The sequence below is a fragment of the Paenibacillus sp. 1A_MP2 genome (genome assembly GCF_052244825.1).
GTDB classification, from domain to species: domain Bacteria; phylum Bacillota; class Bacilli; order Paenibacillales; family Paenibacillaceae; genus Paenibacillus; species Paenibacillus vandeheii.
Genome location: NZ_JBQQCS010000001.1, coordinates 3866519 through 3893509 on the forward strand (window position 1 = coordinate 3866519; position 26991 = coordinate 3893509).

24 protein-coding genes and 3 pseudogenes are annotated in these 26991 nt (G+C 47.3%); 7 read left to right on the plus strand and 20 right to left on the minus strand.

The window, feature by feature from the left end:
• Nucleotides 1–22: 22 nt before the first annotated feature.
• The 5 genes and pseudogenes from ACTWJ7_RS19035 to ACTWJ7_RS19055 all read right to left on the minus strand — a co-directional run bounded on the left by ACTWJ7_RS19035 (nt 23) and on the right by ACTWJ7_RS19055 (nt 4101).
• A complete protein-coding gene (locus tag ACTWJ7_RS19035; protein WP_301878514.1) occupies nt 23–1096 on the minus strand; it encodes a metal ABC transporter substrate-binding protein in 1074 nt (357 codons plus the stop codon).
• A complete protein-coding gene (locus ACTWJ7_RS19040) occupies nt 1086–1976 on the minus strand; it encodes a metal ABC transporter permease (RefSeq protein WP_301878515.1) in 891 nt (296 codons plus the stop codon). Before ACTWJ7_RS19040 ends, ACTWJ7_RS19035 begins: the two co-directional genes overlap by 11 nt.
• Nucleotides 1922–2629 carry a metal ABC transporter ATP-binding protein gene (locus ACTWJ7_RS19045; RefSeq protein ID WP_079344651.1) on the minus strand — a complete coding sequence of 236 codons (708 nt, stop codon included), beginning with the start codon at nt 2627–2629 and terminating at the stop codon, nt 1922–1924. The genes ACTWJ7_RS19040 and ACTWJ7_RS19045 overlap by 55 nt, the downstream gene beginning before the upstream one ends.
• A gap of 49 nt (nt 2630–2678) precedes the next feature.
• Nucleotides 2679–2828, minus strand: coding sequence for a 50S ribosomal protein L33 (gene rpmG / locus ACTWJ7_RS19050; protein WP_024631975.1), 150 nt, complete (start codon nt 2826–2828; stop codon nt 2679–2681).
• 74 nt (nt 2829–2902) lie between these two features.
• Nucleotides 2903–4101, minus strand: a pseudogene (locus ACTWJ7_RS19055) (GTP-binding protein).
• A 271-nt stretch (nt 4102–4372) separates the two neighbouring features.
• Between ACTWJ7_RS19055 and ACTWJ7_RS19060 the strand changes: the two are divergent.
• Together ACTWJ7_RS19060 and ACTWJ7_RS19065 are read left to right on the plus strand one after the other, a co-directional pair.
• Nucleotides 4373–5416, plus strand: coding sequence for a permease (locus ACTWJ7_RS19060; RefSeq protein WP_301878517.1), 1044 nt, complete (start codon nt 4373–4375; stop codon nt 5414–5416).
• Between the two features lie 82 nt (nt 5417–5498).
• Nucleotides 5499–6482 (plus strand): TIGR03943 family putative permease subunit, encoded by a 984-nt coding sequence (locus ACTWJ7_RS19065; RefSeq protein WP_301878518.1) that lies wholly within the window; start codon nt 5499–5501, stop codon nt 6480–6482.
• A gap of 85 nt (nt 6483–6567) precedes the next feature.
• On the opposite strand, the gene ACTWJ7_RS19070 is transcribed toward ACTWJ7_RS19065, so the two are convergent.
• From ACTWJ7_RS19070 to ACTWJ7_RS19095, 6 genes and pseudogenes are all read right to left on the minus strand, one after another.
• On the minus strand, nt 6568–7869 hold the full coding sequence (locus tag ACTWJ7_RS19070; protein ID WP_024631978.1) for a pyrimidine-nucleoside phosphorylase: 1302 nt from the start codon (nt 7867–7869) through the stop codon (nt 6568–6570).
• 317 nt (nt 7870–8186) lie between these two features.
• Nucleotides 8187–8894, minus strand: a complete 708-nt coding sequence (deoD, locus tag ACTWJ7_RS19075; RefSeq protein WP_024631979.1) for a purine-nucleoside phosphorylase — start codon at nt 8892–8894, stop codon at nt 8187–8189.
• 146 nt (nt 8895–9040) lie between these two features.
• Nucleotides 9041–10219, minus strand: a complete 1179-nt coding sequence (deoB, locus tag ACTWJ7_RS19080) for a phosphopentomutase (protein ID WP_079344643.1) — start codon at nt 10217–10219, stop codon at nt 9041–9043.
• Between the two features lie 30 nt (nt 10220–10249).
• Nucleotides 10250–11440 carry a NupC/NupG family nucleoside CNT transporter gene (locus ACTWJ7_RS19085; protein WP_024631981.1) on the minus strand — a complete coding sequence of 397 codons (1191 nt, stop codon included), beginning with the start codon at nt 11438–11440 and terminating at the stop codon, nt 10250–10252.
• Nucleotides 11441–11721: 281 nt separating this feature from the next.
• Nucleotides 11722–12396, minus strand: coding sequence for a deoxyribose-phosphate aldolase (deoC, locus tag ACTWJ7_RS19090; protein ID WP_079344641.1), 675 nt, complete (start codon nt 12394–12396; stop codon nt 11722–11724).
• Between the two features lie 229 nt (nt 12397–12625).
• Nucleotides 12626–13563, minus strand: a pseudogene (locus ACTWJ7_RS19095) (sugar-binding transcriptional regulator).
• Nucleotides 13564–13747: 184 nt separating this feature from the next.
• On the opposite strand from ACTWJ7_RS19095, the gene ACTWJ7_RS19100 reads away from it, so the two are divergent.
• On the plus strand, nt 13748–14374 hold the full coding sequence (locus ACTWJ7_RS19100; RefSeq protein ID WP_443145767.1) for an FMN-dependent NADH-azoreductase: 627 nt from the start codon (nt 13748–13750) through the stop codon (nt 14372–14374).
• Between the two features lie 115 nt (nt 14375–14489).
• Here the strand turns inward: ACTWJ7_RS19100 and ACTWJ7_RS19105 are convergent, their stop codons facing one another.
• The 4 genes from ACTWJ7_RS19105 to ACTWJ7_RS19120 form a co-directional block, all read right to left on the minus strand.
• A complete protein-coding gene (locus tag ACTWJ7_RS19105) occupies nt 14490–14840 on the minus strand; it encodes a hypothetical protein (RefSeq protein ID WP_094939639.1) in 351 nt (116 codons plus the stop codon).
• Nucleotides 14841–15022: 182 nt separating this feature from the next.
• Nucleotides 15023–15685: a class II aldolase/adducin family protein gene (locus ACTWJ7_RS19110; RefSeq protein ID WP_301878523.1), complete on the minus strand. Its 663-nt coding sequence runs from the start codon at nt 15683–15685 to the stop codon at nt 15023–15025.
• Between the two features lie 80 nt (nt 15686–15765).
• The gene (locus tag ACTWJ7_RS19115) at nt 15766–17124 is read right to left on the minus strand and encodes a rhamnulokinase (protein ID WP_443145768.1); all 1359 of its coding nucleotides are present in this window, start codon (nt 17122–17124) and stop codon (nt 15766–15768) included.
• Between the two features lie 183 nt (nt 17125–17307).
• Nucleotides 17308–19098 (minus strand): L-fucose isomerase, encoded by a 1791-nt coding sequence (locus tag ACTWJ7_RS19120; RefSeq protein WP_301878525.1) that lies wholly within the window; start codon nt 19096–19098, stop codon nt 17308–17310.
• A 411-nt stretch (nt 19099–19509) separates the two neighbouring features.
• Here ACTWJ7_RS19120 and ACTWJ7_RS19125 point away from each other — a divergent pair, with 411 nt between their 5' ends.
• Nucleotides 19510–20520, plus strand: coding sequence for a LacI family DNA-binding transcriptional regulator (locus ACTWJ7_RS19125; RefSeq protein WP_301878526.1), 1011 nt, complete (start codon nt 19510–19512; stop codon nt 20518–20520).
• Nucleotides 20521–20666: 146 nt separating this feature from the next.
• Here ACTWJ7_RS19125 and ACTWJ7_RS19130 read toward each other — a convergent pair whose 3' ends face one another.
• From ACTWJ7_RS19130 to ACTWJ7_RS19140, 3 genes are all read right to left on the minus strand, one after another.
• Nucleotides 20667–21560 carry an NAD-dependent epimerase/dehydratase family protein gene (locus ACTWJ7_RS19130; protein WP_443145769.1) on the minus strand — a complete coding sequence of 298 codons (894 nt, stop codon included), beginning with the start codon at nt 21558–21560 and terminating at the stop codon, nt 20667–20669.
• Between the two features lie 100 nt (nt 21561–21660).
• Nucleotides 21661–22377 carry an SAM-dependent methyltransferase gene (locus ACTWJ7_RS19135; protein ID WP_301878527.1) on the minus strand — a complete coding sequence of 239 codons (717 nt, stop codon included), beginning with the start codon at nt 22375–22377 and terminating at the stop codon, nt 21661–21663.
• A gap of 24 nt (nt 22378–22401) precedes the next feature.
• Complete coding sequence (locus tag ACTWJ7_RS19140) at nt 22402–23382, minus strand: Gfo/Idh/MocA family protein (protein WP_301247027.1); 981 nt, start codon at nt 23380–23382, stop codon at nt 22402–22404.
• A 184-nt stretch (nt 23383–23566) separates the two neighbouring features.
• On the opposite strand from ACTWJ7_RS19140, the gene ACTWJ7_RS19145 reads away from it, so the two are divergent.
• Genes ACTWJ7_RS19145 through ACTWJ7_RS19155 form a run of 3 tightly spaced genes read left to right on the plus strand, consistent with a single transcriptional unit; the run spans nt 23567 to nt 24968 of the window.
• Nucleotides 23567–24064, plus strand: coding sequence for a bifunctional transcriptional activator/DNA repair enzyme AdaA (locus ACTWJ7_RS19145; RefSeq protein WP_443145770.1), 498 nt, complete (start codon nt 23567–23569; stop codon nt 24062–24064).
• Nucleotides 24010–24153: a helix-turn-helix domain-containing protein gene (locus tag ACTWJ7_RS19150; RefSeq protein WP_443145771.1), complete on the plus strand. Its 144-nt coding sequence runs from the start codon at nt 24010–24012 to the stop codon at nt 24151–24153. Before ACTWJ7_RS19145 ends, ACTWJ7_RS19150 begins: the two co-directional genes overlap by 55 nt.
• Nucleotides 24150–24968, plus strand: a complete 819-nt coding sequence (locus tag ACTWJ7_RS19155) for an SPL family radical SAM protein (RefSeq protein WP_301878532.1) — start codon at nt 24150–24152, stop codon at nt 24966–24968. Before ACTWJ7_RS19150 ends, ACTWJ7_RS19155 begins: the two co-directional genes overlap by 4 nt.
• A 78-nt stretch (nt 24969–25046) precedes the next feature.
• On the opposite strand, the gene ACTWJ7_RS19160 is transcribed toward ACTWJ7_RS19155, so the two are convergent.
• Both ACTWJ7_RS19160 and ACTWJ7_RS19165 read right to left on the minus strand, forming a co-directional pair.
• Complete coding sequence (locus ACTWJ7_RS19160; RefSeq protein WP_301878533.1) at nt 25047–26153, minus strand: Gfo/Idh/MocA family protein; 1107 nt, start codon at nt 26151–26153, stop codon at nt 25047–25049.
• Between the two features lie 109 nt (nt 26154–26262).
• Nucleotides 26263–26990 (minus strand): annotated as a pseudogene (locus ACTWJ7_RS19165) (ThuA domain-containing protein).
• Between the last annotated feature and the right edge of the window lies 1 nt (nt 26991).

Sequence of the window (26991 nt, forward strand, 5' to 3'; positions counted from 1 at the left end):
CTTGTTACTGAAGCATAAAGTGCTATTCATTCAGGGCTAGTTTCAGCGCCTCCAAATTCTGCCGCATTACACCGATGTAGTCCATTCCTGCCGCGATTTCCTCTTCCGACAACCCTTCGATCGGGTTCAATACGGCCGTTTTGGCTCCTACTTCATTGGCGATGGTCTCTGACACTTTGGATGAAACCAACGTTTCAAAGAAAATCGTCTTCACCTGATGCTCCTTGGCAAAATCAATAACGGCCGCCATTTGCGCTGCGGAAGGCTCTTGTTCTGGAGACAGCCCGGCAATTGGTACTTGCTGCAGACCATATTCCTGTGCAAGATAGGCAAATGCAGCATGCTGTGTGATGAAATCTTTACGTTTGCTGTCCGTTACAGCCGCTTTGAAATCCTGATCCAGTGCTTCCAGTTTGGCAACGTAGGCGTCGGCATTTTGCTTGAATTGCTCCGCATGTTCCGGTGCAGCCTGTGCCAATCCAGCCTCGATATTACGTACTTCCTTCACGGCAAGTGCAGGTGACAGCCACACGTGGGGATCAAGTCCGCCGTGGTCATGTGTATGTGCCTCTTCTGCTTCGGCATCATGATCGTGATCATGCTCCTCTGACGTGGCTTCATCCGCATGATCATGGGTGTCTGTTGTGTCGGCATGTTCGTGTTCATGCTCATCTTCTTCTGAGCCTTCCAGCAGATCAATTCCATGGCTCGCTTCCACTTGAATGAGTTTGGCATTGGCGAGACTGTCTGTAACTTGATCGATCCAGGATTCCATACCCGCCCCATTATAGACAAGTACATCCGCTTTCTCAATGCTTGCAATATCCTGTGGTGTCGGCTCCCAGTCATGCGGCTCCGTACCTGCAGGAACGAGTGTATGAACATTAGCCAGATCGCCTGCCACATTTTTGGTGAATTCGTACATCGGATAAAAGCTGACTTCAACATTTAGTTTGGCCTCTTCGGTCTCCGCCGAAGCTGGCGTGTTAGCCGAGTTGGTACTGGAATCGGAAGCTGCCTGGTTCTGTCCACAACCGGAGACAATGAGTGTAAGGCTGAATAACAGTGCGAGTGCTGATCTTTTATTAAATTTCATGTCGTGTATTCTCCCTTGAATGTATGAATAGCGCTGCGCGTTGTTGTGTTCTTGCTTTGCTATGGCGTTTACGGTTATATCTTGCAATCAGCTTTTGTGCTGATATTCCAATCAATAGAAAGACCAGCAGGATGAGAGCAATGGTTCCTCCCGGTGGTGTGTTTAAATGGTAAGAGGTGGTCAGTCCACTAAAAATACCGAGTAATCCGGTAACGACGGCGATAACAATCGCTGCTGCAAAACTGCGTGACAATCTCAGTGCTAGGGCAGCAGGAAGCACGATTAATGCTGACACGAGCAACACGCCGACAATCGGCATGGCTGAAGCAACGGTCATTCCTGTCAAAACAGCAAATGCAAATGATATACCTTTAACCTGAATGCCTCCGATGGAAGCTGTCTCTTCATCAAACGTGAAATTGTACAATGGTCTTCTGAGCACGATGAAAAAAATCAGACCGATAACACACACAGCTGCCATAATCCACAACTGCATATCACTAACTGCAACGATGGAACCGAACAGATAAGAGCTAAATGTCTTGGACAGACTCGTTTTCAGACTCATGAGTACCACAGCAAGGGCAAGCCCGGATGTCATAATGATCGCTACAGGCACCTCGCTATACGTCAGGTAATTTCTTCGGAGTTGTTCCACCAGCAATGCACCGATAATCGCAATCGCAAATCCACAGATTACCGGATCCAGGTTCATCACGGAACCCAGGGCAACTCCAGCCAATGAAACATGGGATAACGTATCCGCCATCAGCACCTGGCGTCGAAGCATCAGGTATACTCCCAGAATCGGAGCAATGACTCCAATCAGTCCGCCTGCCCAGAAGGCACGCTGCATGAATTCGTACTCAAACACTGCCATTCCTCACTTTCTTGCCGTTCCAGGATAATGGTTCGGTCCAATCGATCGCCCATCTCTTCCAGTCCGTGGGTTACCATAATAATGGTCAGTCCATGGACATCAGTATAATGGCGCATCAGATCATAGAACCCTTCACGGCTTCGTCGGTCCATCCCCGTAGTCGGCTCATCCAGCACGAGTACCTGGGGCTCGCCTGCCAAGGCTCTGGCAATGCAGATTCGCTGCTTTTGTCCACCCGACAGTTCACCAACTCGGGCGTTGCGGTAATCCCACATACCAACTTCCCGCAAGCTGCGTTCCACAACAGCTTCCTGCTCGGAAGTGAATCTGCGGAACAAGCCGAGCTTACGGTAACATCCGGATCGCACCAGTTCGATCACCGTACTGGGAAAGCCACTATTAAACGATGCGACCTGTTGGGGTACATACCCGATGTTCAGCTTGCTGCCACGTTCGGACTGTGCATCCATATGTACCGTGCCGCTCCAGGGCTGTAACAGCCCCAGCAGCAATTTCAGGATAGTTGTTTTCGCAGAACCGTTGGGTCCTGTAATGCCCACGAACTCCCCAACATGGATATCCAGCGACAGTTGGTCAATGACAGGCTCTTTGCCGTATCCGAATACCACATCACGCATGGAAGATAAAATCATGGTTTTTCCTCTTTTCGTAAATATTACGATGTAAAAATGACAAAAAAATTTATCTTGTTTCCCGGTGAATCGTCATCTTCTTCAATCGTGGAGAATACTTCTTCAATTCGATCCGTTCTGGATGGTTACGCTTGTTCTTGGTTGTTGTATAGTTGCGATCTCCGCACTCGGTGCAGGCTAAAGTTACAATGACTCTCATGGATATGGCCTCCTTCAATTTATCTAATCGTAATGATTACTGTTTAATGATATTAGCCCATGCTTTTTCTTTTGTCAACTCCACGCTGGAAATGGATCTTTCAATTCTCGCCAATTCATCAGCATTTCTTCTTCTGTAAGAAGTGTCTCATCCAGCGCTTGTTCGATCTCCGCGCGGTCCATGTCTATCCCGATGAACACCAGTTTCGTTACCCGATCTCCCCACTGCTCATCCCAATCCGGAATAGGTGGAAGTGTATCACCAAAATGCATTTGTCGCTCTTCTTCACTCATCGCACCCACCCATAATCCGGCAGGCCCCAACTGCTTGGATGTTCCTGCGTGACTAAAAGACACCGCCATATGATTACGTGTTGCCAGCCACATTAAGCCTTTGGAACGTACGATACTTTCAGGCCACTTCGCAATCCAGCGCAGCAAACGTTCCGGATGAAACGGTCGTTTCCGGTGGTACACAAACGAGTGAATGCCATATTCCTCTGTCTCGGGTGTGTGTTCTTCCTTCATTAATTCGCGGATCCAGCCCGCAGACTGGCTTGCTTTTTCAAAATCAAACCGTCCGGTATTCAATATCTCCCTCGGGTCAATCTGTCCATGGGTTGTACGAATAAGTCGGGCCTCCGGCTGCATCGCATGTAATGCTTTCTCAAGCTTGATCAGCTCGTCTTCCGATACCAGGTCACACTTGTTCAAAATCAGCACATCACAGAATTCAACCTGATCCGTCAGCAGATGAACGATTCCCCGTACATCGTCCTCTCCGGCTTCCTGCCCCGGTCCCTTAACGTTTCTTTGGAATAGAAATCGCGCCAGAACTGGGCAGCGTCCACTACCGTTACCATCGTATCGAGCCGCGTAAATTTCGTTAAATCAATCCCCAGTTCTTCGTCAATGTACGTAAATGTCTGGGCAACGGGTACAGGCTCCCCAATGCCTGTAGATTCAATCAGTATGTAATCAAAAGAACCGTCCAGCGCAAGCCGCTCTACCTCTTTCAGCAAATCCTCACGCAGCGTGCAGCAGATGCAGCCATTGGACATCTCCACCAGCTTCTCATCAATGCGTGACAATCCACCGCCATCCCGGATCAAGCCAGCGTCAATATTAACTTCACTGAGGTCATTTACAATTACAGCAACTCGCATGCCCTCCCGATTATGGAGTACATGATTAAGCAATGTCGTTTTGCCTGCACCCAGATATCCACTTAATACGGTCACCGGAACTCGGGGTTGTACCTGTTGTTCTGTCATTTCAATGACTCCCTTCTATTTATCCTCTCAAAACTAATGACGGAATGCTATGTAGCTTCCACTCGACCCATAGGCTGAATGTAACAATTTCTTAATGGTAATAATTACGATTAACAACTCAAACTATACCTGATCCTTGTTTCTTTTGTCAACATGTTGGCATCCTCAGACATCTAAATCGTAAGAATGTTGATTAATTAAAGTGAACGAGTATGATGCGGACGGTACAAGCATATATTTTACCAAAGTCCCGGTTCTGGAGGTCTATCCCATGAAAATGGCAGCTAATCTAAAGCTCCTGTCATTCCTTATACCCTGTGCATTTCTTGTTCCCGTATTGATTACGATGGCTCCCGATCTGCATGAGGCATGGAACAGCGAAGCCTTGCAAAATATGAAAACCATATTCATAAGTATTTTTCTCGAAGCGGCTCCATTTCTGCTCATCGGGGTGTTGTTATCTTCATTTATGCAATGGTTTGTATCTGAAGAAATGGTGAGAAAACTTACTCCCAAAAACCCCATCGGTGGTGTTCTGGTAGCGGGTCTGCTGGGTATTATCTTTCCCATCTGTGAATGCGGCATGATTCCGGTTGTCCGCCGATTAATGAACAAAGGCATGCCCGCCTACATCGCGGTCACGTTTATTCTAAGTGGTCCTGTCGTAAATCCAATTGTATTTACCGCAACCTTGCTTGCATTTCCGTCCCACCCGGAAATTGTGATTGCCCGTATGCTGCTTTCTTTTGCCGTAGCTGCCTTTATAGGGATGCTGACGTATATGTTCGTTCATTATAATCCTTTGAAAATGTCAAAACGACGTGGATCAGCCATCGTGCAAACTCATCCGGGATTTAAAATGGCAAAGCCTCATTCACATTCAGTCGATCATGATCATGATCATATTCATGACAAAAACTGGCGCAGCTTTTTCATCCATGCCGGAGACGAATTCGTCGATATGAGCAAATATTTGGTGATTGGCGCTCTCATTACTGCCTGCATCCAGACTTTTATCAGCCGCAGTGATCTCATCTCTTTGGGTAACGGGCCTGTCGCCTCTTATGCATTCATGATGGGCTTTGCGTATGTATTGTCTCTCTGCTCGACATCCGATGCTTTTGTAGCCTCTGCCTTCTCTCACACGTTTGCGTTAGGGCCGCTGTTATCCTTTCTCGTCCTCGGTCCAATGCTTGATTTCAAAAGCACACTGATGCTGCTCTCCACCTTCCGCACCCGGTTCGTTATTGGCTTGAGCCTGGCCATTATTATATTGGTTTTCGCCGGGTCGTGGTTGATTAACCTTCTGGCATGAGCATTTAAGAGTATGTTTAATCCCGCTTATCCGGGAAAGCATTCACGAGGTCACGATTTGATCAAAAGAGGTGATTGATTACATGAACCATCCTGGTTATACGATGTCCAAGGCTCCTGTTTCAAAATCTCCCTCCATCCACTGGCATAACCTAATTCGTGCGCTGTGGATCGGCGGGTTGGCTGTATACATCATTCATTTGAATTCAAGCGATTCTCTTCATTATTATCTGGCACCAACGATGCAACGATTGCTTCTCTGCTGCCCTGTTCCCTTTTTGTTTATTGCTGCTATCATGGCCTGGCACGGACTGTTTGGCAATAGTCAGCTCCATTGTGATTGTGAGCACCCGCCTCCTTCGGGATGGATACGCAGCTCGCTGATTTATGGCTTGATTGCCATTCCCTTAATCTTAGGTTTTCTTTTGCCGGATCAGGCGTTAGGTAGTTCCATGGCCAGTCAAAAAGGTATGTCACTATCCTATGGAACTCCAGAGATTCGTCGAAAAGAGCCTTTGCCTGATGCAGCAGAACTGGACGTTAAGGATCTTTCAAAAAAAACAACGACTGTTGAATTACCAACGCCTGCCGCGAAAGTACAATTCGTACCCCCGGATGAGTACAGTCGAGAATTTGCTGAACTGGCAGAGAAGTTATATGCGGAATCGGTCATCAAGGTATATCCCGAAATCTTCTCCGAGACATTGGGTTCCATTGATATGTTCCAACGGCAATTTGCAGGCAAGGCTATCTCCCTTACCGGGTTTGTATACCGGGATAAAAGTATGGATCATGAATCGCATTTTGCATTAGGACGATTTCTGGTCATGTGCTGCCCCGCAGACGCGGCACCCTTTGGTGTGATGATTCATGTCCCAAATGCAGACAGCTTCCCAACAGACAGTTGGGTACAAATTGATGGCACAATTGGATCGGCTCAAGTGAACGGCGAGGACACCATTGAGATTCGTGCAACGAAGGTAACACCTGTCGATCAGCCATCCACACCATATATTTATACCAATGCAGATTCCGTTATGGCATATGATATGTTGAAGAACAAATGAGAAAAGACCCGAAGCTAAGGATGCATAGCTTCGGGTCTTTGAAATTTCATTCAGACATAAGGTTAAATCTTGTCTGACTTGTGTATTATTCCGTTACGATATCATGTACCAGCACAGGTGCATCGGCATGATCCGAAATCGTAATGTTTTCTTTGATCTTCGCGATCACGTCTGCCACGTCTTCACGATTCGCATGGATCGTTACGAGGGATTCGCCAGCTTTAACCTGGTCACCCACTTTTTTGTTGAGCATCAGGCCCACAGCGAGGTCGATCTCCGATTCTTTCGTTGCACGGCCTGCGCCGAGCAGCATTGCAGCAGTACCGATTTCGTCAGCGACGATACCAGCTACATATCCGTCTTTATCCGCTGGCACTTCAACCAGATATTTCGCTTGTGGCAAGCGATCCGGATGATCTACAACCGAAGCGTCTCCACCTTGGTTTGCCAGGAAGTCCTTGAATTTCTCCAGTGCTTTACCGTTCTGGATCACTTCTCTCAATTTCTCCTCAGCATGCTCCAGGGAGTCTGCTTTGCCAGCAAGGAATACCATTTGACGTCCAAGTGCCAGACAGAGTTCTTCCAGATCTTTCGGTCCTTTACCTTGCAGTGTGAGAATGGCTTCTTTCACTTCAAGCGCGTTACCGATAGCCAGACCCAGTGGTTGGGACATATCGGAAATAACAGCCATGGTTTTGCGGCCTACATTGTTACCGATGCTTACCATGGCATGTGCCAGTTCTTTTGCATCTTCCGTAGTCTTCATGAATGCACCAGCACCTGTTTTGACATCCAGTACGATGGCATCGGCACCTGCTGCAATTTTCTTACTCATGATGGAGCTTGCGATCAGTGGGATGGAGTTAACGGTAGCTGTAACATCACGCAAAGCATAGAGCTTTTTGTCTGCCGGTGTGAGGTTGCCACTTTGACCGATAACCGCGACTTTATGTTCGTTAACGAGTCGGATGAACTCTTCTTTCTCCAGCTCTACATGGAAGCCTGCAACGGATTCCAGTTTGTCTGTTGTACCACCAGTGTGACCCAATCCACGTCCGGACATTTTGGCAACAGGAACATCGAGAGCTGCAACGAGTGGTGCCAGTACCAGTGTTGTGGTATCGCCCACGCCTCCCGTGGAGTGCTTGTCTACTTTGATGCCTTCAATTGCGGACAGATCAATCGTCTCGCCCGAGTTCACCATGGACATGGTCAAATCTGCGCGTTCCTTGTCTGTCATATCCTTAAAGAATATGGCCATCGCCCAAGCGCTGACTTGGTAATCCGGGATTTCTCCTTGTGTATATCCTTGAACAACAAAATCAATCTCAGCTGTAGTCAGTTCTTTTCCGTCGCGTTTTTTGGCAATAATGTCTACCATTCTCATGATGATCTCTCCTTCGTTGTGGTGTTTTACACGGGTCACTTCGATGGCAGAACAACCTTCCAACCGCTGTTATCCCCAGATTTTTCTGATTCCCTTTTCTAAGGGGAAAATCCGGTGATAAAGGCGGACGCTTCGCTTCTTCAGGTTTTTTCTGCCCTCTTCGTTATCGTGTAAATTTTATGGTTTTTGTAATTTGGAAACTTGGAGACAAAGGCGAACGCTTCGCTTCTTCAGAATCGATTCCGTTTCCTTCACTACGTGCTCAAAACAAAAGTTTCGATCAAAATCAATTGATTATTGAATATAAAATGCAACAATTACAGCGTAATTGCTGTTTCCAGTGCTACCACCATCATGTCGTTGAACGTTTTTTGGCGTTCTTCGGCTGTAGTTTCTTCACCTGTCAGCAAGTGATCACTTACAGTAAGGATGGTCAGTGCATTTACGCCAAATTTAGCAGCGAGTGTGTACAGTGCTGTTGTTTCCATCTCCACGCCCAGTACGCCGTGCTGCATCAATTTCTCAGTAACAGAGCGGTCGTCACGATAGAAGGAATCGGAGCTGAATACGTTACCGACATGGATTTTCATGCCTTTAGCCGTTGCACGATCATACGCTTCTTTCAGCAGGGAGAACGTCGCGATTGGGGAGAAATCATATCCACCAAATACAAGCTTGTTCATGCTGGAATCGGTACATGAAGCTTGAGCAAGGATAACATCCCGAACACGTACATGCTCTTGCATGCCTCCGCAAGTTCCGACACGAATCAGGTTTTTTACGCCATATTCGCTGATCAGTTCGTTGGCATAGATGCTGAACGATGGAATCCCCATGCCCGAGCCTTGCACCGAGATACGGTGTCCTTGATATGTACCCGTGAACCCGAGCATTCCGCGAACCTCGTTGTAACAAACAACATCTTCAAGGTACGTATCCGCAATAAATTTTGCACGCAACGGGTCTCCTGGCAAAAGGATTGTTTCTGCGATATCTCCGGGTTTAGCTCCAATATGTGTACTCATGATTAAATCTCCTCCAGTTATCCATCAGTTTGAATGAAGGCCAGGGACCGGAGCAGCTGAAGCTGCCCAAATGGTTGTCCTGTCCAATTGTATGTTCTAAGAAAATAAAAGCTTTCCCCAAGTTCAGTTAAAGATAAGAATTCGGACTACTTCAAATCCTTCAGGAAGCTTGTACCGTATTCCGGCAGTTTCACGCCGAAGTTCTCAGCTACTGTTGCACCAACGTCTGCAAACGTGCTGCGCAGTTCAAGCTTTTTACCCTCGCTGAAGCGCGGAGAGTACACAAGCAGCGGAACATACTCACGGGTATGGTCCGTGCCACGGTAGGTTGGGTCATTACCATGGTCAGCTGTGATGAGCAGCAGATCCTCGTCCGTCATTTTGCTAAAAATCTCAGGCAAACGAGCATCATACTCTTCCAGTGCTTGAGCGTAGCCTTGTGGATCACGACGGTGTCCGAACAAGGCATCGAAGTCAACCAAGTTCAGGAAGCTGAGTCCAGTGAACGCTTCATCCATTGTTTCAGACAGTTTGTCCATGCCATCCATGTTGGAAACGGTACGTACAGATTTCGTTACGCCTTCTCCATCGTAGATATCTGCGATTTTACCCAAAGCGATTACATCAAATCCACCATCTTTGAGTTCATTCATCACGGTACGGCCAAACGGTTTAAGTGCGTAATCATGACGGTTAGCTGTACGCTTGAAGTTACCCACTTCTCCTACAAACGGACGGGCAATAATGCGGCCCAGCATGTACGGATCGTCGAGAGTAATCTCACGACAGAACTCACAGATTTCATACAATTCTTTCAGTGGAACAACATCCTCATGGGCTGCAATTTGCAGAACCGAATCTGCGGATGTATATATAATCAGGGCACCTGTTTTCACATGCTCTTCGCCCAATTCATCGATGATTTCCGTGCCGCTAGCCGGTTTGTTCCCGATCACCTTGCGGCCTGTTTTTTCCTCAATGCGCTGAATCAATTCATCCGGGAATCCGTCTGCGAACACACGGAAAGGAGTATCAATGTACAGGCCCATCAATTCCCAGTGACCCGTCATGGTGTCTTTCCCTCTGGATGCTTCCTGCATCTTGGTATAAAAGGCTTTTGGTGCATCCGCTACAGGGACACCCTCAATTTCCTTGATATTGGACAGTCCAAGACTGGCCATATGAGGCATTTTCAGCCCTCCGCGTTCACGTGCAATGTGTCCAAAGGTGTCGACATCGAAATCATCGAATTCTGCCGCATCCGGCGCTTCACCGATTCCCACTGAATCCATAACGATCAGATGTACTCTTTTGAATGTTGACATAACTTAAGCACTCCTTCCAATAATCCGGCTTTACAAGAACAGTCCGGCGATGATCGCAGACAGCACGCTGACAAGCGATGCACCGTAAAGCAGTTTCAGACCGAAGCGGGCCACCACGTTACCTTGTTTCTCATGAAGTCCCTTCACCGCACCGGCAATAATACCGATCGAAGAGAAGTTGGCGAACGATACGAGGAAGACGGATACGATCCCTGTTGTTCTGGCAGACAATGTAGTCTGTTTGGTCAGATCAAGCATGGCAACGAATTCGTTGGATACCATTTTGGTAGCCATAATACTTCCCGCTTGAATCGCTTCTTTCCAAGGAACACCCATAATGAAGGCAAATGGTGCAAACACGTAACCAAGCAGTTCCTGGAACGAAATACCGAGTACTGCACTAAAGATCCCGTTAACAAGTGCGATCAAAGCCACAAAACCGATCAACATCGCTGCTACAACGATCGCAACTTTGAAACCATCCAAAATGTACTCGCCCAGCATTTCGAAGAAGGATTGTTTTTCCTCTTCCTGTACTTCCAATATATCTTCTTCCTCGGTAACCTCATATGGATTCACGATGGAAGCGATGATAAAACCGCCAAACAGGTTCAGCACAAGTGCCGTAACCACATATTTCGGATCAATCATGGACATATAGGCACCGACAATCGACATCGATACTGTGGACATCGCCGAAGCACACAAGGTGTACAGCCGATGTTTTGGCAGCAACCCAATTTGTTTCTTCACAGAAATGAACACTTCAGATTGCCCCAATACAGCCGAAGCAACCGCGTTATATGATTCCAGTTTGCCCATTCCGTTGACTTTGCTTAATACCAGACCAATATATTTTATAACAAAAGGCAAGATTCGGATATACTGCAATATACCAATGAGCGCTGAGATGACAACGATCGGCATCAATACACTGAGGAAGAATGGCGCGCCCCCACTGTCTGCACCAACGGTAGTCAAGCCACCGAATACAAACGAAATACCGTCATTAGCATAGCCAAGCAAACTTTCAAATACGTTTGCGAAACCGCTAATCAAAAAGGTACCCACTCCTGTGTTTAACAATGCGTATCCCAATATAACTTGCAGAACAATCATGATAATTAGTGGACGATATCGGATCTTCTTCTTACCGTTGCTGACCAGATAAGCTAGTCCAAATACAACAAGTATACCAAGAAGGGCAATTAGGAATTTCATTCTATCTCTCCTTTGAAGGTAGTTAAGCCGGATGTTCATTCAGCTCAAAGGTTTCCCATAAATGTGAAGAATTAACCTTTCAGAAAACGGTTGAAGCGCTTACAATAAATTCGGTCTTTTGTGATCCTGTTATAATCAAAAAAATAGAAAAGGAAAAATCAGAATCAGATTTAAAACTTGTTCTTCACATCCGTCCAAAGCGAGATATGAAGAACAAGTTACCTTTTAAATCATCCAAGCATTCCATCTGCTGGAATTTATCGTGCTAAGTTACTCACGAATTAATAATTAGATGTAGATTGTTCGCCTTGCATGATTTTCACACCGGAACTTGCGCCAATGCGAGTTGCTCCTGCATCGATCATTTTTTGCATATCTTCCAGACTGCGCACGCCGCCGGAAGCTTTAACGCCCACATCCGGACCAACGGTACGACGCATCAAAGCGATATCTTCTGGCGTTGCTCCACCCGTAGAGAAACCTGTGGACGTTTTGACAAAGTCAGCTCCAGCTTTTACTGCTGCTTGACATGCACGTACTTTCTCTTCATCCGTTAACAGACAAGTTTCAATAATGACTTTCACCAAAGCTTTACCCGCTGCTGCTTCAACAACTGCACGGATATCCTGTTCCACAACGTCATCTTTGCCGTCTTTCATCGCACTAATGTTGATAACCATATCCACCTCAGTAGCTCCTTTGGAGATAGCGTCTTTGGTTTCGAACACTTTGGTTTCGGAAGTGGAAGCTCCCAGAGGGAAACCGATAACGGTACAAATATCTACGCCAGTACCTTGAAGTTGTTCAGCAGCATAAGCTACCCAGCCCGGGTTAACACATACAGAAGCAAACTGATATTGTTTCGCTTCTTCGGTCAATTTTGCCATTTCACTTTGTGTTGCATCTGCACGAAGCAAGGTATGATCTATCATTTTGGCTAATTGTGGTGTAGTCATTTGAATCTCCCCTTATCTGAACTAGTTATTTTCTATATCCCTACCCTAACATGAACATATGTAAAAATCAATATGAACTTTTGTTCATCGTTGAAATCTTAATACATTCCATGAAAACTTCATTAAACAAAAGACTTCCCTTACCGGGAAGAAATCGTACAGTATAGCTTTTGTCTAAGAAAGCAAAACATCCGCCCATGTCGCGTGGCAGATGTTGTCATCCATTGAATTATAATCGGAGCAGAGCCTGAGCTGTGTATTGATCTGTTACCAAAATGTTGGCGTAATGACCTTTGAGCGCAGCATGAATGGCCTCTATTTTGCGCTTTCCCCGGCCACGAGAATGGATTTCTCCTTATTTCGCAGCTCGGCCAGATCAATTCCGACGGTTCTGTTGTTAATTTCTTCACTGATCAATCGGCCCTCGGCATCAAAAAAACGTGAACAAATGTCACCCGCACCGGAATGCATCAGCAATTGTTGTTCTTCATCATTAAAATACCCCAGCCTGAACAAAAGTGCATCTTCCTTCACGGTACCTACCGTAAACATGGCAATATTCGCCTGTCGGCCAAGCTCCACAATTCTGCCAATATGTCGGTCTGCTTCCACCATTTTTTTGACTTCAATATTGTCGAAGATCACTGGCAAAGGCAAATATCGGGGAACTGTATGGAACGCTTCCGCAAATAAATGAACAATTTCTGCCGCATACGTATTCACATGGGAATGGCTTACGCCTCCCTTAAGTTGAACCACTTCCACGCCTTTAACTTGCTTGGGACGAAGCTGACGGGCTACGGCGTTCATCGTTGTCCCCCAGGTTACGCCAATAATATCCGCATCCTGCACCGTATCCTGTAAGTAATCTGCTGCTCTCTTGCTAATATGTTTCAAAATTTCTTCATCACTCTTCAACGGGGCAAAACAAACAAGCGCAGTATCCAGATTATACTTGGTCTTGAGCTCCCCGGCGATAATGTCGATATCCTCCAGGGGGTCCATAATTTCAATGCGAACGTAACCGCGATCTTTCGCATACTGAAGTAACCGCGATACGGTTGGACGTGACACACCCAGCCTTACCGCAATATCCTGCTGGCTGTAATCCGACTGATAATACAATTTCGCTGCTTCAATGCTTAATCGTTGCTTCTCCAGATCCATTCCCATATGCGCTCATCTCACTCATTCCTGTTATCGTTCGGATTTCACCTACACCATTATATTATACATGATTGAGTACCAGGTCACTATCCAGGTATAAAACGTTACTAACGATGCATACTACATTGGTCGCTTGTTAATGTGAGCCCTTTGGGGCAAAAACATCATAGAGAGGAAGAACCGCATGTCTACATTATTGTATATTACTGCCCATCCTCATGACCATGAAACGTCCTTCAGTATGGGAACAGGTAAAGCGTTTGTTGATGCATATCGTGAAAGCCACCCTTCGGATGAGGTCATTCATCTGGATCTGTATCGCTCAGATATTCCTCATATTGATGCTGATGTGTTCAGTGGATGGGGTAAACTTCAATCCGGCAGCGAATTGACTTCTGGAGAACAGGCCAAAGTTCAACGTTTGAATGAATTATCAGACCAATTCGCTTCTGCTGACAAATATGTTTTTGTGACACCGATGTGGAACTTCTCCTTTCCTCCAATTATGAAGGCGTATATTGACTCCATCTGCGTGGCTGGCAAAACGTTCCGCTATACGGAGCAGGGCCCGGTCGGATTGCTTTCCAACAAAAAGGCACTGCATATTCAGGCCCGTGGCGGCATTTATTCTGAAGGACCTGCGGCCCAAATGGAATCCGGCCATCGTTATTTGAGTATTATTATGTCTTTCTTGGGTGTTCCGAAGCTTGAGGGGATTTTTGTGGAAGGACATAACCAGTACAAGGAACGCGCTGAAGAAATCAAACAGCAAGCCATAGATGAGGCACGTACGCTCGCCAAACAGTTTTAATGCTTAAATAGAACAAGTACAGCAACAAACACAAAACCCGCATGCCAACCCATGGAATATTAATTCCATAGGGCGGCACGCGGGTTTTTATTTTTTTATAATAAACGTTAGAGCTTTAATGTTGTCCAGCACTGGAACGGCTCATGGTTTCAAGTTTACGAGTAATGGCATTGCGGTCTACCTTCAGTCCCCAGATGGCTTCAATAATCTGTTCTTTCTCTTCAGGACGATCAGCGTGTTTGAGTTGCATTAACAGATCATGCATCTGTTCGTTAATTCCTTCAAATTGATTCCAAAGATCCTGTCTAACCTCGGTTGAATCCAAATGATGATTAGCATCCACTTCTTCTTTCAGTGCCTGCAGAATGGCCTGTTTCCACTCCTCATCACCCAGTTGTTTTGCTATGTTCAGGAGATCCAGATAATCGTCAACAAGAAGTGAGTTCAATTCAGCATGTGTTTTCATCGTTTATTGCATCCCCTTTTCATCTATTTACCCAGTATTATACTCGGTATTTCGGGATATGCAATACTTGTCGAAAAAAATTGTGGTCCTTTGTGCTTAACCTGAATCTCCAAGTTTTACTGGAAGTAGCGGTTTACATTGATGAATAAGCATTTTCATCTCGCTCACTTCGCTATAATGATTTAGGACTTTAGTTGTTGCAATAGCTGCACGCGGTAGGCTTCACTTTCAAGAGACTGAATCTCTTTGTATTGTTCCGCAGTAAGCACTTTGGGCTCCCCTGCTGCCTTGGCAATCATATACACCTTGGCACTTTCCTCCACTACCTGGGTGCGGTAGTAGGCTTCGCGCAGGTTTTTACCTGTGGTCACCAACCCGTGATTTACCAAAATAAGCGCTGTGTGCTCTTCAACCTTTGCAGCCACCGCATCGGCAAGAAGTTTGGTCGTTGGCAGAACATAGGGGACGAAGCCAATATCGCCTACAAGTGCGGACTGATCAGGGAACAAATGTGGCAATTCATTGAAAACGAGACTTAGTGCGATGGTGTATGCCGGATGTGTATGCACAATGGCCTGAATATCAGGATTTACACGATAACTGTAGAGGTGCATTAATACTTCGGAAGAAGGACGTGTCGATCCGGCACGTGTCTCTCCAGTCGCAATATCAATTGCAATCCATTCCTCGGGCTCCAGATCCTCTAGTGCATAACCACTCGGGGAAAGCAGCATCGTTCCTTCGGAACGAGCGCTCAGATTACCCCCTGGGCCAACCACCAATCCCTGAGCAACTGCTCTGCGGGCATATTTGGTCAATTCTTCCCTTACCTGTTGTTCAGACATGTTCTGCTCCACTCCTTTGACTTTTTCTATTTCAGCAGTTTGCAGAATCGATTTTTATCGTTCTAGCGCAAAATGCTCTTCTAATTGAATCTGTTCGCCAAGGTTTGATTCAAGTTCTGATAGATTTCGTAAGCTTCCTTCCACCTTGTGGTTTCTTCTGGCTCATAGGTCTCGGGAGAAAAGGAAGAAGCCATAATCTCCCGCACCTCGGACAAGCTGCTCATTTCACCATGGGCCAGGAATTGCAGCATGCAGTTGCCAGCCGAGGTTGCCTCTGCTGGGCCGGCTACCACCGGAACACCTGCTGCATTCGCCGTAAATTGGCACAATAAGCGATTATGCACGCCGCCACCGACCATATGAATTACCCGTGGCCGCGTACCTGTAATGAGCTCCAATTCATCCAGAGTCTGTCTGAACTCCAGCGCCAAGCTTTCGAGAATACAACGCACAATGGCTCCGGTCGTTTCAGGTATGGTTTGGCCGCTGGAACTGCACTGTTGCCGGATTCGCTCGGGCATGTTACCGGGTGCCAAATACACTCCATCTCCAGGCGATACATAACATTCATGAGCGGTTGCCGATGCAGCAAGCTGAACGAGTTCCTCATGGCTAAAACATTGATTCTCCCGTTCCCACTGTCGTTTGCACTCCTGCAATAACCACAGGCCTGAGCGATTCTTCAAGGTTCGCACTTTGCCATTTACCGTGCCTTCATTGGTGAATCCCAGTTGGCGGCTGCGATTATCCAGTACAGGGGTGTCACGTTCCACGCCCATGAGTGACCAGGTGCCACAACTAATAAAAGCAAATTCCGAATCTGTCGCTGGAATAGCTGCCAGCGCGGATGCTGTATCATGTGATCCTACAGATATCACTTGCATCGGTCCAGTTCGCAACTCCTCACACAAGTCATCCGTTAACTGCCCCAGCACCGAGCCGGGCTGTACGAGAGGTGGGAATAACGTCTCCGGGATACCCAGTCGGCCAATCAGCTGTTCATTCCACCGGGCCTCCCCGGCATGCAGCAGTCCGCTTGTACTCGCAATGGTGTACTCACAGGCCTGCTGACCTGTTAGATAATAGTTAAACAAATCCGGCATTAACAACATGCGCACACCCTGCCGGAGATCTTCAGGGTGCTCGCGTACACTTCCAAGCAGCTGAAACACGGTATTGATCTGTTGTGGCAGGACGCCAGACATGGAATATAGCTCTTCTTCATTTACCATGCGCAGGACTTCTTCCATCCACTTTGCATTACGTGATTCCCGGTAATGACGCGGGTTAAAACACAATCTTCCCGTCCCGTCCACCAATCCATAGTCGACTCCCCACGTATCCACAGCAATGGAACGGACAGGATGCGAGGTTCCTTGCATGCCTTTCACAATACCTTGTTTTAATTCGTGGAAAAGTCGCAGGAAATCCCAATACAATCCCTCCCCAACTGCACGGGTTCGTTGCTGAATCGATGCATTTCCTGTAACGAGAGCTTGCTCCCGTCAAAAGTCCCCGGACTACCCGACCGCTTCCGGCGCCATAATCAGCAGCAAGCACATGTGTTGTCTGAATCCCCATTTCTCCTGCCTCCTTCGCTTCAGCGTCAAGCCGTTTGGATATTATCGATACAAAGGTCCAAAGACGCTGCATGCTCGGTAATCGGCATTTTCCGGTTCACTTGTACCGAATAGTCCCCAGGCACGCGGACGGAAAATCTCGGATTCCGGCACATTATGCATACTTACAGGGATACGAAGCATGGAGGCCAATGTCAGCAGATCCGCTCCGATATGTCCATAAGAGATGGAGCCATGGTTCGCGCCCCACTGATTCATCACTTCATAGACCGAGGTGAAGGCTCCTGATCCCGTGAGGACAGGCGCAAACCAGGTGGATGGCCAAGTCGGATCTGTACGCTGATCCAGCGTATCATGAACTTCCTCAGGCAGATCAACGGTGTAACCTTGAGCCAATTGCAGCACTGGACCAAGTCCTTTGACCAAATTCAGACGTGTCATCGTAACAGGCATACCGCCCTTGGTCAGAAAATCAGCCGAATAGCCGCCGCCCCGGAAATATTCCACAGATGCTGGCCGCCAGGAGGTAGCTTTCAGGCAGTCCTGAACCTCTTCGTCTGTAATTTCCCAGAAAGGCTTGAGCACAGGTTCACCCGCTCTTGACTGTTGCCCCGTACCATCCAATGCTGCAGAACCGGAGTTGATCAAATGCAGAATACCGTCCTTTGCGTTTCCTTCCAGCTGATGTCCGGTCACGCGTTTTACCGAATCCGGACTCCAATAGGTTCGTACATCTGCGAAGATCTGCGCGGTATGTGTAAGCAGGGAGCCGAATAACATTGACACACCATTCAGGCTGTCGTTCTCCGTTGCCACCAGATAAGGTGATCGTTTGCCATTCCAGTCAAAGGAAGAGTTCAGGATGGACTCCAGAAAATCTCCGTTGGGTGAATGATCAGTCCATTGCCGTTGTCCCTGAAATCCCGAGACAATCGCGTGGTGGCCCATGGATTCCTCAGTGAATCCCAGCTCCGCCAGCTTGGGATTACCAGCCATCAGATCCCGTACGATCTGGGTCATTTTCACAACCGTTTCCCATTCATACTCTTTGCGTATGCGATCTGTCTGCAGATGGGCAGGATTGTTATCTTGTCCTTCACTGCAGTTCTCCTTCACCCAGGCCAGTGCCAGTTTATACTCCTCGGGATCGTAGATCTCCTCTTCTATCCGACGAGTCAGTTCACTCATATCCACATATTCGTTCCGCATGCCCAGATACTCCTGGAAAAAAGTATCGTTTACGATGGAGCCAGCAATGCCCATGGATACCGATCCGATGGAGAGATAGGCACGTCCCTTCAGGGTTGCAGCGGCAAGCCCCGCACGGCTGAACCGTAGCAATTTCTCACGAACGTCATCAGGAATCGTCGTATCTCCTCCATCCTGAACATCCTCGCCATAGATGCCAAAAGCCGGAATTCCCTTCTGTGCATGGGCAGAGAGTACCGCTGCCAGATATACTGCACCCGGACGTTCAGTCCCGTTAAAGCCCCAAATGGCCGTAGGAATGGAAGGTGACATATCCATCGTCTCTGTTCCATAACACCAGCATGGGGTAACGGTAATCGTCACACCCACGTTTGAACGACTAAATAGTTCTGCTGCTGCCGCTGCCTCGTTAACGCCGCCAATACAAGACTCGGCCACAACGCATTCAACCGGCGATCCATCGGGATAACGAAGTTCTGCTGCGAGCAGCTCGGCAACGGACGTCGCCATACGCATCGTCTGCTCTTCCAATGATTCGCGAACACCCTTGCGTCTTCCGTCAATCGTGGGACGAATACCAATCTTCGGAAATGCCTGTTTATAACGGTAATCCTGATGTGTCATACTAAAACGTCCTCCTTCAATGGGTTCATGGATTAGGTACGAATGACTTCTGACTTGTCCGTGTGCAGTTGGATGGGGCCAATTAAGGATTCTCTTCCTACAGTTCACCGATACCCGAGGTAACACATTACCGTTGGATGCCACAACGGCCACTTCTCTTTCTTGTTATGAATGCGTTTACAAATACTTTTTTAAATAAACCGCTCTATATTATTGACTCCGTTATGCTGTCCTCTTATTGAGTATGAAGGAAGCGATGTGAGCAAAAATGAAGAGCGGTTAGACTGAAATAAATCAACTTTTTTATGATTAGGGTTATCGGTAACCCTAAGATAGCATGAGCTTATGTTGCTGTCAATTGGCATTATCCTATAGAATGGAAAGACTATGTTGCGGAAAGGTTAGATTCCATTGATCACCATTTATGATATTGCCAAAAAAGCCAACGTCTCCGCCATGACCGTCTCCAAAGTCATTAATCAAACAGGCCGCATCAGTCCGGCTACACGAGAGCGTGTGCAGCAGGTCATTGAAGAACTTGGTTACATCCCCAACTCCAATGCACGAAGTCTCGTGCTGCAACGGACCCAGATGCTGTCACTGCTGATTACGGATATTACCAACCCCTTCTATACGACTCTGGCCCGAGGGGCTGAGGATGCTGCCAATCTGCGCGGTTATCGCCTTTTGTTCAGTAATAGTGACGAGGATTATGACAAGGAGAAAAATTATGTGGACACGATCTTGTCAACCCGTGTGGATGGTGTACTGTTTGCACCTGCAGGAGATCGCTCGCTGAATCACTTGAAGCAGCTGCAGGAACGCAACATTCCGTTTGTCATTTTGGACCGTACTGTCCCGGGAATCACATCGGACGTTATCGCTGGAGACAGCCGAGACGGTGCGCTTCAGCTGATTCGATATCTGACGAATCTGGGGCATCGCTGCATTGCTCTGGTCAATGGTTCTTCCGAGGTTTCGACTGCACGGCTGCGAGAAGAAGGGTATATGGAGGGACTCCGGGAAGCCGAGCTGCCCTTTGATGAAGGCTTAATCCTTCGAACAGGATATCGGGATTTCAGCGATGAAGAGGGTATCGACCGTTTGCTTGCACATCAGTACAAACCTACAGCCATATTTGCAGCAAACAACATGCTCGCCATTGGCGTCATTCGACTTTTACGTAAACGGGGGCTGCGTGTGCCTGAGGACATCTCGGTCGTCTGTTTTGATGATCTGGATCTGGCATCCGTCTTTGATCCATTTCTCACTGTTGCTGCACAGCCTGCCTATGATTTCGGTGCCATCGGCATGCAAATGCTGATCGATCGAATTGAAGGCAAGGCTGCTGAGGAGCCACAGAGCGTCATTATGCCGTCTGAACTGCGCATTCGCGCGTCCGCCTCAGTGCCTTCCAAATAAACAGGAGAGCATTTTAAGATCACTCCTGACTCGCGAGAAAAATAGTAGGTTGAAGCAAATACAAACAGGACGCATCGGAGAAGACTTCTCTGACTGCGTCCTGTTTGTGTTTATATTAAAAGTATTTCTAATACATATTTTGGATTCTAGCCCTCGGATTGAAGTGCCAGAGCCACTTCGCGAACCAGACCTGGGAACCAATCCATTAATGCTTCGAACGTATATCCTGCCTGCTCTGCTTTGGAAGTATCCATTGTCCAGGATTCCGAAATTCCAAAGGGTGACATATCTTCTTTGATCGTTTCGGACAGTACCTGGGATTGCATGCCGGTTACCGTTTCAATCAATTTCATCATGGAAGAGAGTGTTATAGCCCCTTTGGATGCTGCATTCACAGGTCCAGTAATGGATGAATGTCCAAGCCAAGCGAGAAATCTTGCGGCCTCCGTGGAATTAATGAATCCAATCTCGGCTTCCGGATTTGGCATGCCGATAGGTTTTCCTTTTTGCACATGTTCAATATGAAAATGAAGTCTTCGCGTGTAATCATCAATTCCGAGTACAATCGGAATACGCATCGCTGCCACCGGGAAATCCGCTTCCTGGAAAAACACAGCTTCCGCAAGACGTTTGCCCTCTCCATACGAGAAATCCTCATGGCTACCATATTGCACCGGATAGGTGTACAGATCAAAATCAGCTTCCGTAAATCCAGGTTTGGGATCTCCATATACCGAAAGAGTTGAAGTCAAAATGTATCTTTGGGTACGTCCTGCAAAAGCTTCGCATGCCGACTTCGCCGCATCTGGCGAGTAACAGATGTTGTCATAGACAATATCCCACATGTCGGTCTGCGCAACCTCGGCGAGAGATTTCGGATCTTCACGATCCATTTTAATCCGGTTAACCTCAGGTCCAAAGTCTACATCCGTTTTGCCGCGAGTTGCGACGGTGATCTGAGACTTACCTTCCCAAAGCAAATGATCAACCAGACGTTTGCCAAAGAAACGTGTCCCACCAAGTATAAGTACTTTTTTCATCCGATAAAACCTCCTAACCTGTTCTGGTCATACGTATCTTAATCTTTATTGAAACCTTCATGAATGAAGTGCTAGCTGTGTTGTTGCAACTCGGGTATTTTTACCGGGATTTCACAATATGGAGCATCGTATGTGCTCCCCGCTGGAATTCGTATGAAGTTTTCTCTTCACAAGTTATATATCCGCGTTCTTCCAGTATAGCCTTTAGTTCATCCATATGCTCATAACGTTTGCCAGACAAGTCTACCGTAGGAAAAATCCGCAGCTCCCGCTTGGTCACACGCAACAGCTCAAGAATCGTCTGAAGATGGAAATCGGCATTCAGGCGATCTGCATACGTAAACAGAAAATGCGCAGACAATGTCAGATCGAATTGTTCATCGACAAAAGGCAACTCCGGCAGTATAGAAGCCACATAACGGTCAGGAAAACGTTTCATATCTGCTACACAATCGATGATTGCACGTCTACGCTCTTCTTTCAAGCCCTGGATCGAACCGAAATCATCCCATCTATATTTTTCTTGTACCTGTTCCATTTGTTTCATCGTATGCTCTATGTCCTGAAGTCCCTTCGCTTCCAGTTGGCCGCTCTCGTATTCATAAGCAATATCCGCTGCCATAGGATCTACACCCCACTCTCGCGCATGGCTACTGAAAGAACAAGCCCCGCCCGGACAATCAAGAATGGACTTGCCTTTAATCTCATCCACAGTCAGGTTGAACATCTTCATATATTCCTCGAAGGTTCGCCCGATAAAAATAATCTGTGCCAGCTCCAGGCCGGCTGCTCGGCTCTTCTGCTCATCTCTGCTCATCTCGTCTCAGCTCACTTTCCAGAATTAATCGTTAGGAAAAACAAGACCAATCTGCTGCCGGATCTGATCCATCACCTGCATGGTAACATAGGAACGTTCATAGGTGTTCATGTCCGATTCCCTTTTGCCCTGCTGAATCAGATTTACAAATTCCTCTACCTCATAATACATCGATGGGTGAATTTGCTCGGCAGTAAGTTTCTCTATCGTACCATCATTGTAGCGTATCTCTGCATGTTCAGGTGAACCAATTTTGTCAATAATGATGCTGCCACGTTCGCCCATAATTTCGCTTGGAACATGAGAATTGGAGATTTTGGAGTACGTCACTACCGCTTCCATCTCATCATAATTCAGGATGACACTGCCTTGTCCGTCTACCCCGGATTCCAGCATCATCGCCTGGGATTGAACTTGGTTAGGCTCACCAAACAGTGTTATCAATGGATAGAGACAATACACACCAAGATCCATTAACGCACCGTTAGCGAGATCAGGTTTGAACGCATTCAGGACGATTCCTTCTTTATACTTGTCGTATCTGGAAGAGTACTGGCAGTAACTCGCCACATATTTACGTACCGGGCCAATCTTATGTAGGTGAGACTGTACCATTTTGAACGAGGGAACAAGGGTTGATTTCATGGCCTCCATGAGCAGAACTTCATGTTCTCGCGCTGTATCAATCATACGACGAACCTCTGCCCCATTGGCTGCCAAAGGCTTCTCGCACAAGACATGTTTGCCGTTTCTCAGAAACAACTCTGCCTGTTCGGCATGAAAGGTATTCGGTGTAGCAATGTACACGGCATCGAACCCATCACTCGCCGCCATCTCTTCCAGATTGGTGAATCGGTATGCAGCATCATATTGATCTGCGAATGCATTAGCTTTATCTTCAGTTCTTGAATACACGGCGGTCAATTCGAATCCTTCGACTTGTGCAGCGGCCTCAAGAAGCCTCTCTGTAATCCAGTTGGTACCTACCACTCCGAAACGAACCATTCAATCTACCTCTTTCGTAAATAAATTACACACTTAAAACAGCTTGCCATCCTGTACATTGTAGCCTATATTTCATTCAGATTGAAGGGAGGCAGATTTCCAACATATTGATATCTTGCTTTTATGTATGATAATCCCTCGATTTCAACGAATCAGGGGTATAATGAGAGTTGAGGTGATCTCTATGGAAAGTTATAACCCCTATCAAATAGATCCTGTTCCTATAGACGACAAACAGTGGAAAGCCATTATCCACAACGACAGCAACTTCGACGGCAAATTCTATTACGGAGTCAAGACAACAGGCATCTTTTGCAGGCCTTCCTGCAAGTCGAAAGCACCGAAATATGCGAATGTCTCTATATTTAATAACCCTGAAGAAGCATTGGAACGACATTTCCGTCCATGCAAACGATGCAAACCAACAGGTGAGCGAGTCCCCGATCAGGAGTGGATTTCCGTTGTAACAGACTATATTGAGCATCATTTTGCCGAGTCCCTGACACTTGATATTCTTGCAAACGTTAGTCACGGCAGTCCGTATCATCTGCATCGTGTGTTCAAACGGATTACCGGCCAAACGCCTGTGGAGTATATTCAGGAAAAAGAGTCACCGAAGCCCGCAATTTGCTCGAAAGCACCGGGCTTACGGTCACCGATATTGGCCGTCAGGTCGGCATAGCCAATCCGGCATATTTTATTACGGTTTTTCGAAAACATACTGGATGCACACCTGCAAATTACCGTGAACAGAGGCGTGATGAATCATGAAGACCAGCCTATTATACAAATTACCCAAGACGTTGCTGAACAAAGGAACCGGGTTCCTTAATGGCTATACGCATACACTGAATCCCTACACAGGCTGCGCTTTTGGCTGTTCCTACTGTTACGTAAGGCAAATGCCAGTATCTTTATTTCGCAATGAGCCTTGGGGAAGCTGGGTTGATGTGAAACAGGAAGCCGCCAGTGTACTTGTCAAAGAGATGAAACGTGCGAAAACGAAAGGTAAAGTCACGATCTTTATGTCATCCAGTACTGATCCGTATCAGCCTGTTGAGTATAAGGAGCAAATCACGCGTTCCTTGCTGGAAGTTATGGTTGAACAACCGCCCGATTTTATATTGGTTCAAACCCGAAGCCCACTCGTGACTCGAGATATCGATCTGCTGCAAAAGTTGGGTGACCGTGTGCGTGTAAGCATGACCGTGGAAACGGACCTGGACGATATTCGCAAAAAGTTCAGTCCGGCAGCTCCACCAATTGCAGGCAGATTGCGAGCTTTGGAACAACTTCGGGATGCCGGTATCCCCACACAGGCTGCTATTGCACCCGTATTGCCCAGCAGCGAAAACTTTGCAGCCGTCCTAAGACCGCTTGTCCAGCGGGTATGCATTGACGATTATTTCATGGGGGATGGCAGTGAGGGCAAGCGAACACGGAGACTTGGCATGGAATCGCTCTACCAGCAAGTAGGTAAGGAAGATTGGTACAGCCCTGAAGCTTACAAAATTGTAGCTCAACGAATGAAGGCGCATTTTGCGGAACATGAAATCTGGATTAGCCAGGCTGGATTCGAACCTTAATCATGCTTGAACATAAAATGAAAAATAGCCCTGCTTCCCACGTATTGGGAGTCAGGGCTATAGCTTTATCTTGATCGATTATTGATCGAGCGTGTACAATGGTAGATTTGCAGGCAGTGCAGCCGGGCGCTGACACGTGCTATCCATTTTATAGAAAGTCTGTTCATCCGAAGAGTCATGGAACGCCCACATGGCTTCGAGCACATGATAGGCTAATTCTCCACTCGCCCGGTGATCGCGACCGCTGTTCACTGCATAAGCCATATCAGCGACACCGATACCGCGTGTATTTTCCTGATATCCCGGCAGAAGTGGAACTTCAGTCCACTCCTCATCACCCAGCAAACGGTAACGAACCGGACCGCCGAATGTGTTTGGATCAGGAACCTGGAGGGTTCCATGGGTGCCATATACTTCAATTGGTGGCAGTACACTGCCGCCAAATACGTCAAAACTCGTGATCAGCGTACCGATCGCTCCCTGTTCAAATTGCAATAATCCAGCTACATGTGTTGGGATTTCGACAGGTACGGTTTGACCTCTCTTCTTCTCACTCGTAATCGTCCGCTGTTCCATCGCTTTGCCTGTCATGCCAGCTATCGACTTGATTGGCCCAAGCAACTGTACGAGCGCAGTCAGATAATAAGGCCCCATATCAAACATCGGCCCGCCACCGGCTGCATAATAGAACTCCGGATCGGGATGCCAGTGCTCATGCCCACGGCTCATCATGAATGCAGTGGCTGCCACAGGTTTGCCGATGACACCATCCTCCACCACTTTGAGAGCAGTCTGAATGCCCGAACCGAAGAACGTCTCCGGCGCACAGCCTACGAGCAGACCTTTGCGCTTGGCCGTTTCCAGAACTGCCTGACCCTCTTCACGTGTAACAGCGAGTGGTTTTTCCACGTAGACATGTTTGCCTGCTTCGAGCGCTCGCAAGCATACATCCGCATGAACGGCAGGAATCGTCAAATTAATGATCAGATCGATCTCGGGGTCTGCCAAAATTTCATCAACCGTGTACACGTTAGGAACATTATAGGCAGCTGCCTGCTCCTCAGCCCTGTTCCGGTCAAGATCTGCAACCGCAACAAGATCGAGCACCTCAAATCGATGACAGTTCTCCATATAAATACCGCTGATTTTACCACAGCCTATAATGCCTACTTTCATTGTTTTCATGCCAGGGCTCCCCTCGTTTTCCACTTGATATGGCGCTTCCAGAACGATTCTCAGATCGCTGTTATGTGGGCAAAAATATTTATCTCAACGGATACCTTTTAGAATTAAATCAGTTATTTTGATTATCTGCCATTCCTGTGTATACCTCAGCGACTGCATCCGTGCGGCTTTGGGCGAGCGCTTTGCCTGCTGCAGTCCATTTGAAACCACTGCGCATCATTTCAGTAACTTGCTTCATTTCTACGATGTCTGCATGGTGTCCGAGCGAGTTGTAGAATACACGACCAGCGCCCCAGCGTTTGGTCCAAACAACAGGCATATCCACCGGGCCATTCGCTGCATGAGGGCCGTTAACGACTGGAAAACGAGTCGTTGCCAGTACTTCCACAGCAGGGTCCACATGCAAATAATACTGTTCACTTTTCACCTGGAAATCTTCAATATGATCCAAGAGCGGACTGGAACCACGCTTCATGTTTACCGTGTACTCCACGCCGTCGTTCCCCGGATGCGCAACCCACTGTCCCCCGTCATGAACTGCCAGTCGACGTTGTTACGGAACGCATCACACATCCCGCCATGAAGACCCGCAAGGCCCACGCCGCTCTGAACAGCCGCAGATACGTTATTGACCAGTTCCTGTTCAATCTGCCCCATCGTCCACAGGGGAACGATCAGATCCAGACCCAACAGTTTGTCTGCGTCCGCATAAGCATTCAGTGTATCTGAAACCTCGACCTCGAATTGTTCTTCCTTCAAAATGCGTTCAAATATCGCTGCTACCTGCTCCGGTTCATGTCCATCCCAGCCGCCCCATACGATTAGTGCTTTGCTCATC

Bases quoted from the DNA above. Each gene is read 5' to 3' on its own strand.
- ACTWJ7_RS19145 (WP_443145770.1), top strand. From the start codon at position 23,567: ATGGAAAGTTATAACCCCTATCAAATAGATCCTGTTCCTATAGACGAC.
- rpmG (WP_024631975.1), bottom strand. From the start codon at position 2,828: ATGAGAGTCATTGTAACTTTAGCCTGCACCGAGTGCGGAGATCGCAAC.
- ACTWJ7_RS19070 (WP_024631978.1), bottom strand. From the start codon at position 7,869: ATGAGAATGGTAGACATTATTGCCAAAAAACGCGACGGAAAAGAACTG.
- ACTWJ7_RS19110 (WP_301878523.1), bottom strand. From the start codon at position 15,685: ATGTCTGAACAACAGGTAAGGGAAGAATTGACCAAATATGCCCGCAGA.
- deoC (WP_079344641.1), bottom strand. From the start codon at position 12,396: ATGACTACACCACAATTAGCCAAAATGATAGATCATACCTTGCTTCGT.
- ACTWJ7_RS19045 (WP_079344651.1), bottom strand. From the start codon at position 2,629: ATGATTTTATCTTCCATGCGTGATGTGGTATTCGGATACGGCAAAGAG.
- deoD (WP_024631979.1), bottom strand. From the start codon at position 8,894: ATGAGTACACATATTGGAGCTAAACCCGGAGATATCGCAGAAACAATC.
- ACTWJ7_RS19100 (WP_443145767.1), top strand. From the start codon at position 13,748: ATGTCTACATTATTGTATATTACTGCCCATCCTCATGACCATGAAACG.
- ACTWJ7_RS19040 (WP_301878515.1), bottom strand. From the start codon at position 1,976: ATGGCAGTGTTTGAGTACGAATTCATGCAGCGTGCCTTCTGGGCAGGC.
- deoB (WP_079344643.1), bottom strand. From the start codon at position 10,219: ATGTCAACATTCAAAAGAGTACATCTGATCGTTATGGATTCAGTGGGA.
- ACTWJ7_RS19035 (WP_301878514.1), bottom strand. From the start codon at position 1,096: ATGAAATTTAATAAAAGATCAGCACTCGCACTGTTATTCAGCCTTACA.
- ACTWJ7_RS19130 (WP_443145769.1), bottom strand. From the start codon at position 21,560: ATGAAAAAAGTACTTATACTTGGTGGGACACGTTTCTTTGGCAAACGT.
- ACTWJ7_RS19065 (WP_301878518.1), top strand. From the start codon at position 5,499: ATGAACCATCCTGGTTATACGATGTCCAAGGCTCCTGTTTCAAAATCT.
- ACTWJ7_RS19085 (WP_024631981.1), bottom strand. From the start codon at position 11,440: ATGAAATTCCTAATTGCCCTTCTTGGTATACTTGTTGTATTTGGACTA.
- ACTWJ7_RS19060 (WP_301878517.1), top strand. From the start codon at position 4,373: ATGAAAATGGCAGCTAATCTAAAGCTCCTGTCATTCCTTATACCCTGT.
- ACTWJ7_RS19140 (WP_301247027.1), bottom strand. From the start codon at position 23,382: ATGGTTCGTTTCGGAGTGGTAGGTACCAACTGGATTACAGAGAGGCTT.
- ACTWJ7_RS19155 (WP_301878532.1), top strand. From the start codon at position 24,150: ATGAAGACCAGCCTATTATACAAATTACCCAAGACGTTGCTGAACAAA.
- ACTWJ7_RS19135 (WP_301878527.1), bottom strand. From the start codon at position 22,377: ATGAGCAGAGATGAGCAGAAGAGCCGAGCAGCCGGCCTGGAGCTGGCA.
- ACTWJ7_RS19105 (WP_094939639.1), bottom strand. From the start codon at position 14,840: ATGAAAACACATGCTGAATTGAACTCACTTCTTGTTGACGATTATCTG.
- ACTWJ7_RS19160 (WP_301878533.1), bottom strand. From the start codon at position 26,153: ATGAAAACAATGAAAGTAGGCATTATAGGCTGTGGTAAAATCAGCGGT.
- ACTWJ7_RS19120 (WP_301878525.1), bottom strand. From the start codon at position 19,098: ATGACACATCAGGATTACCGTTATAAACAGGCATTTCCGAAGATTGGT.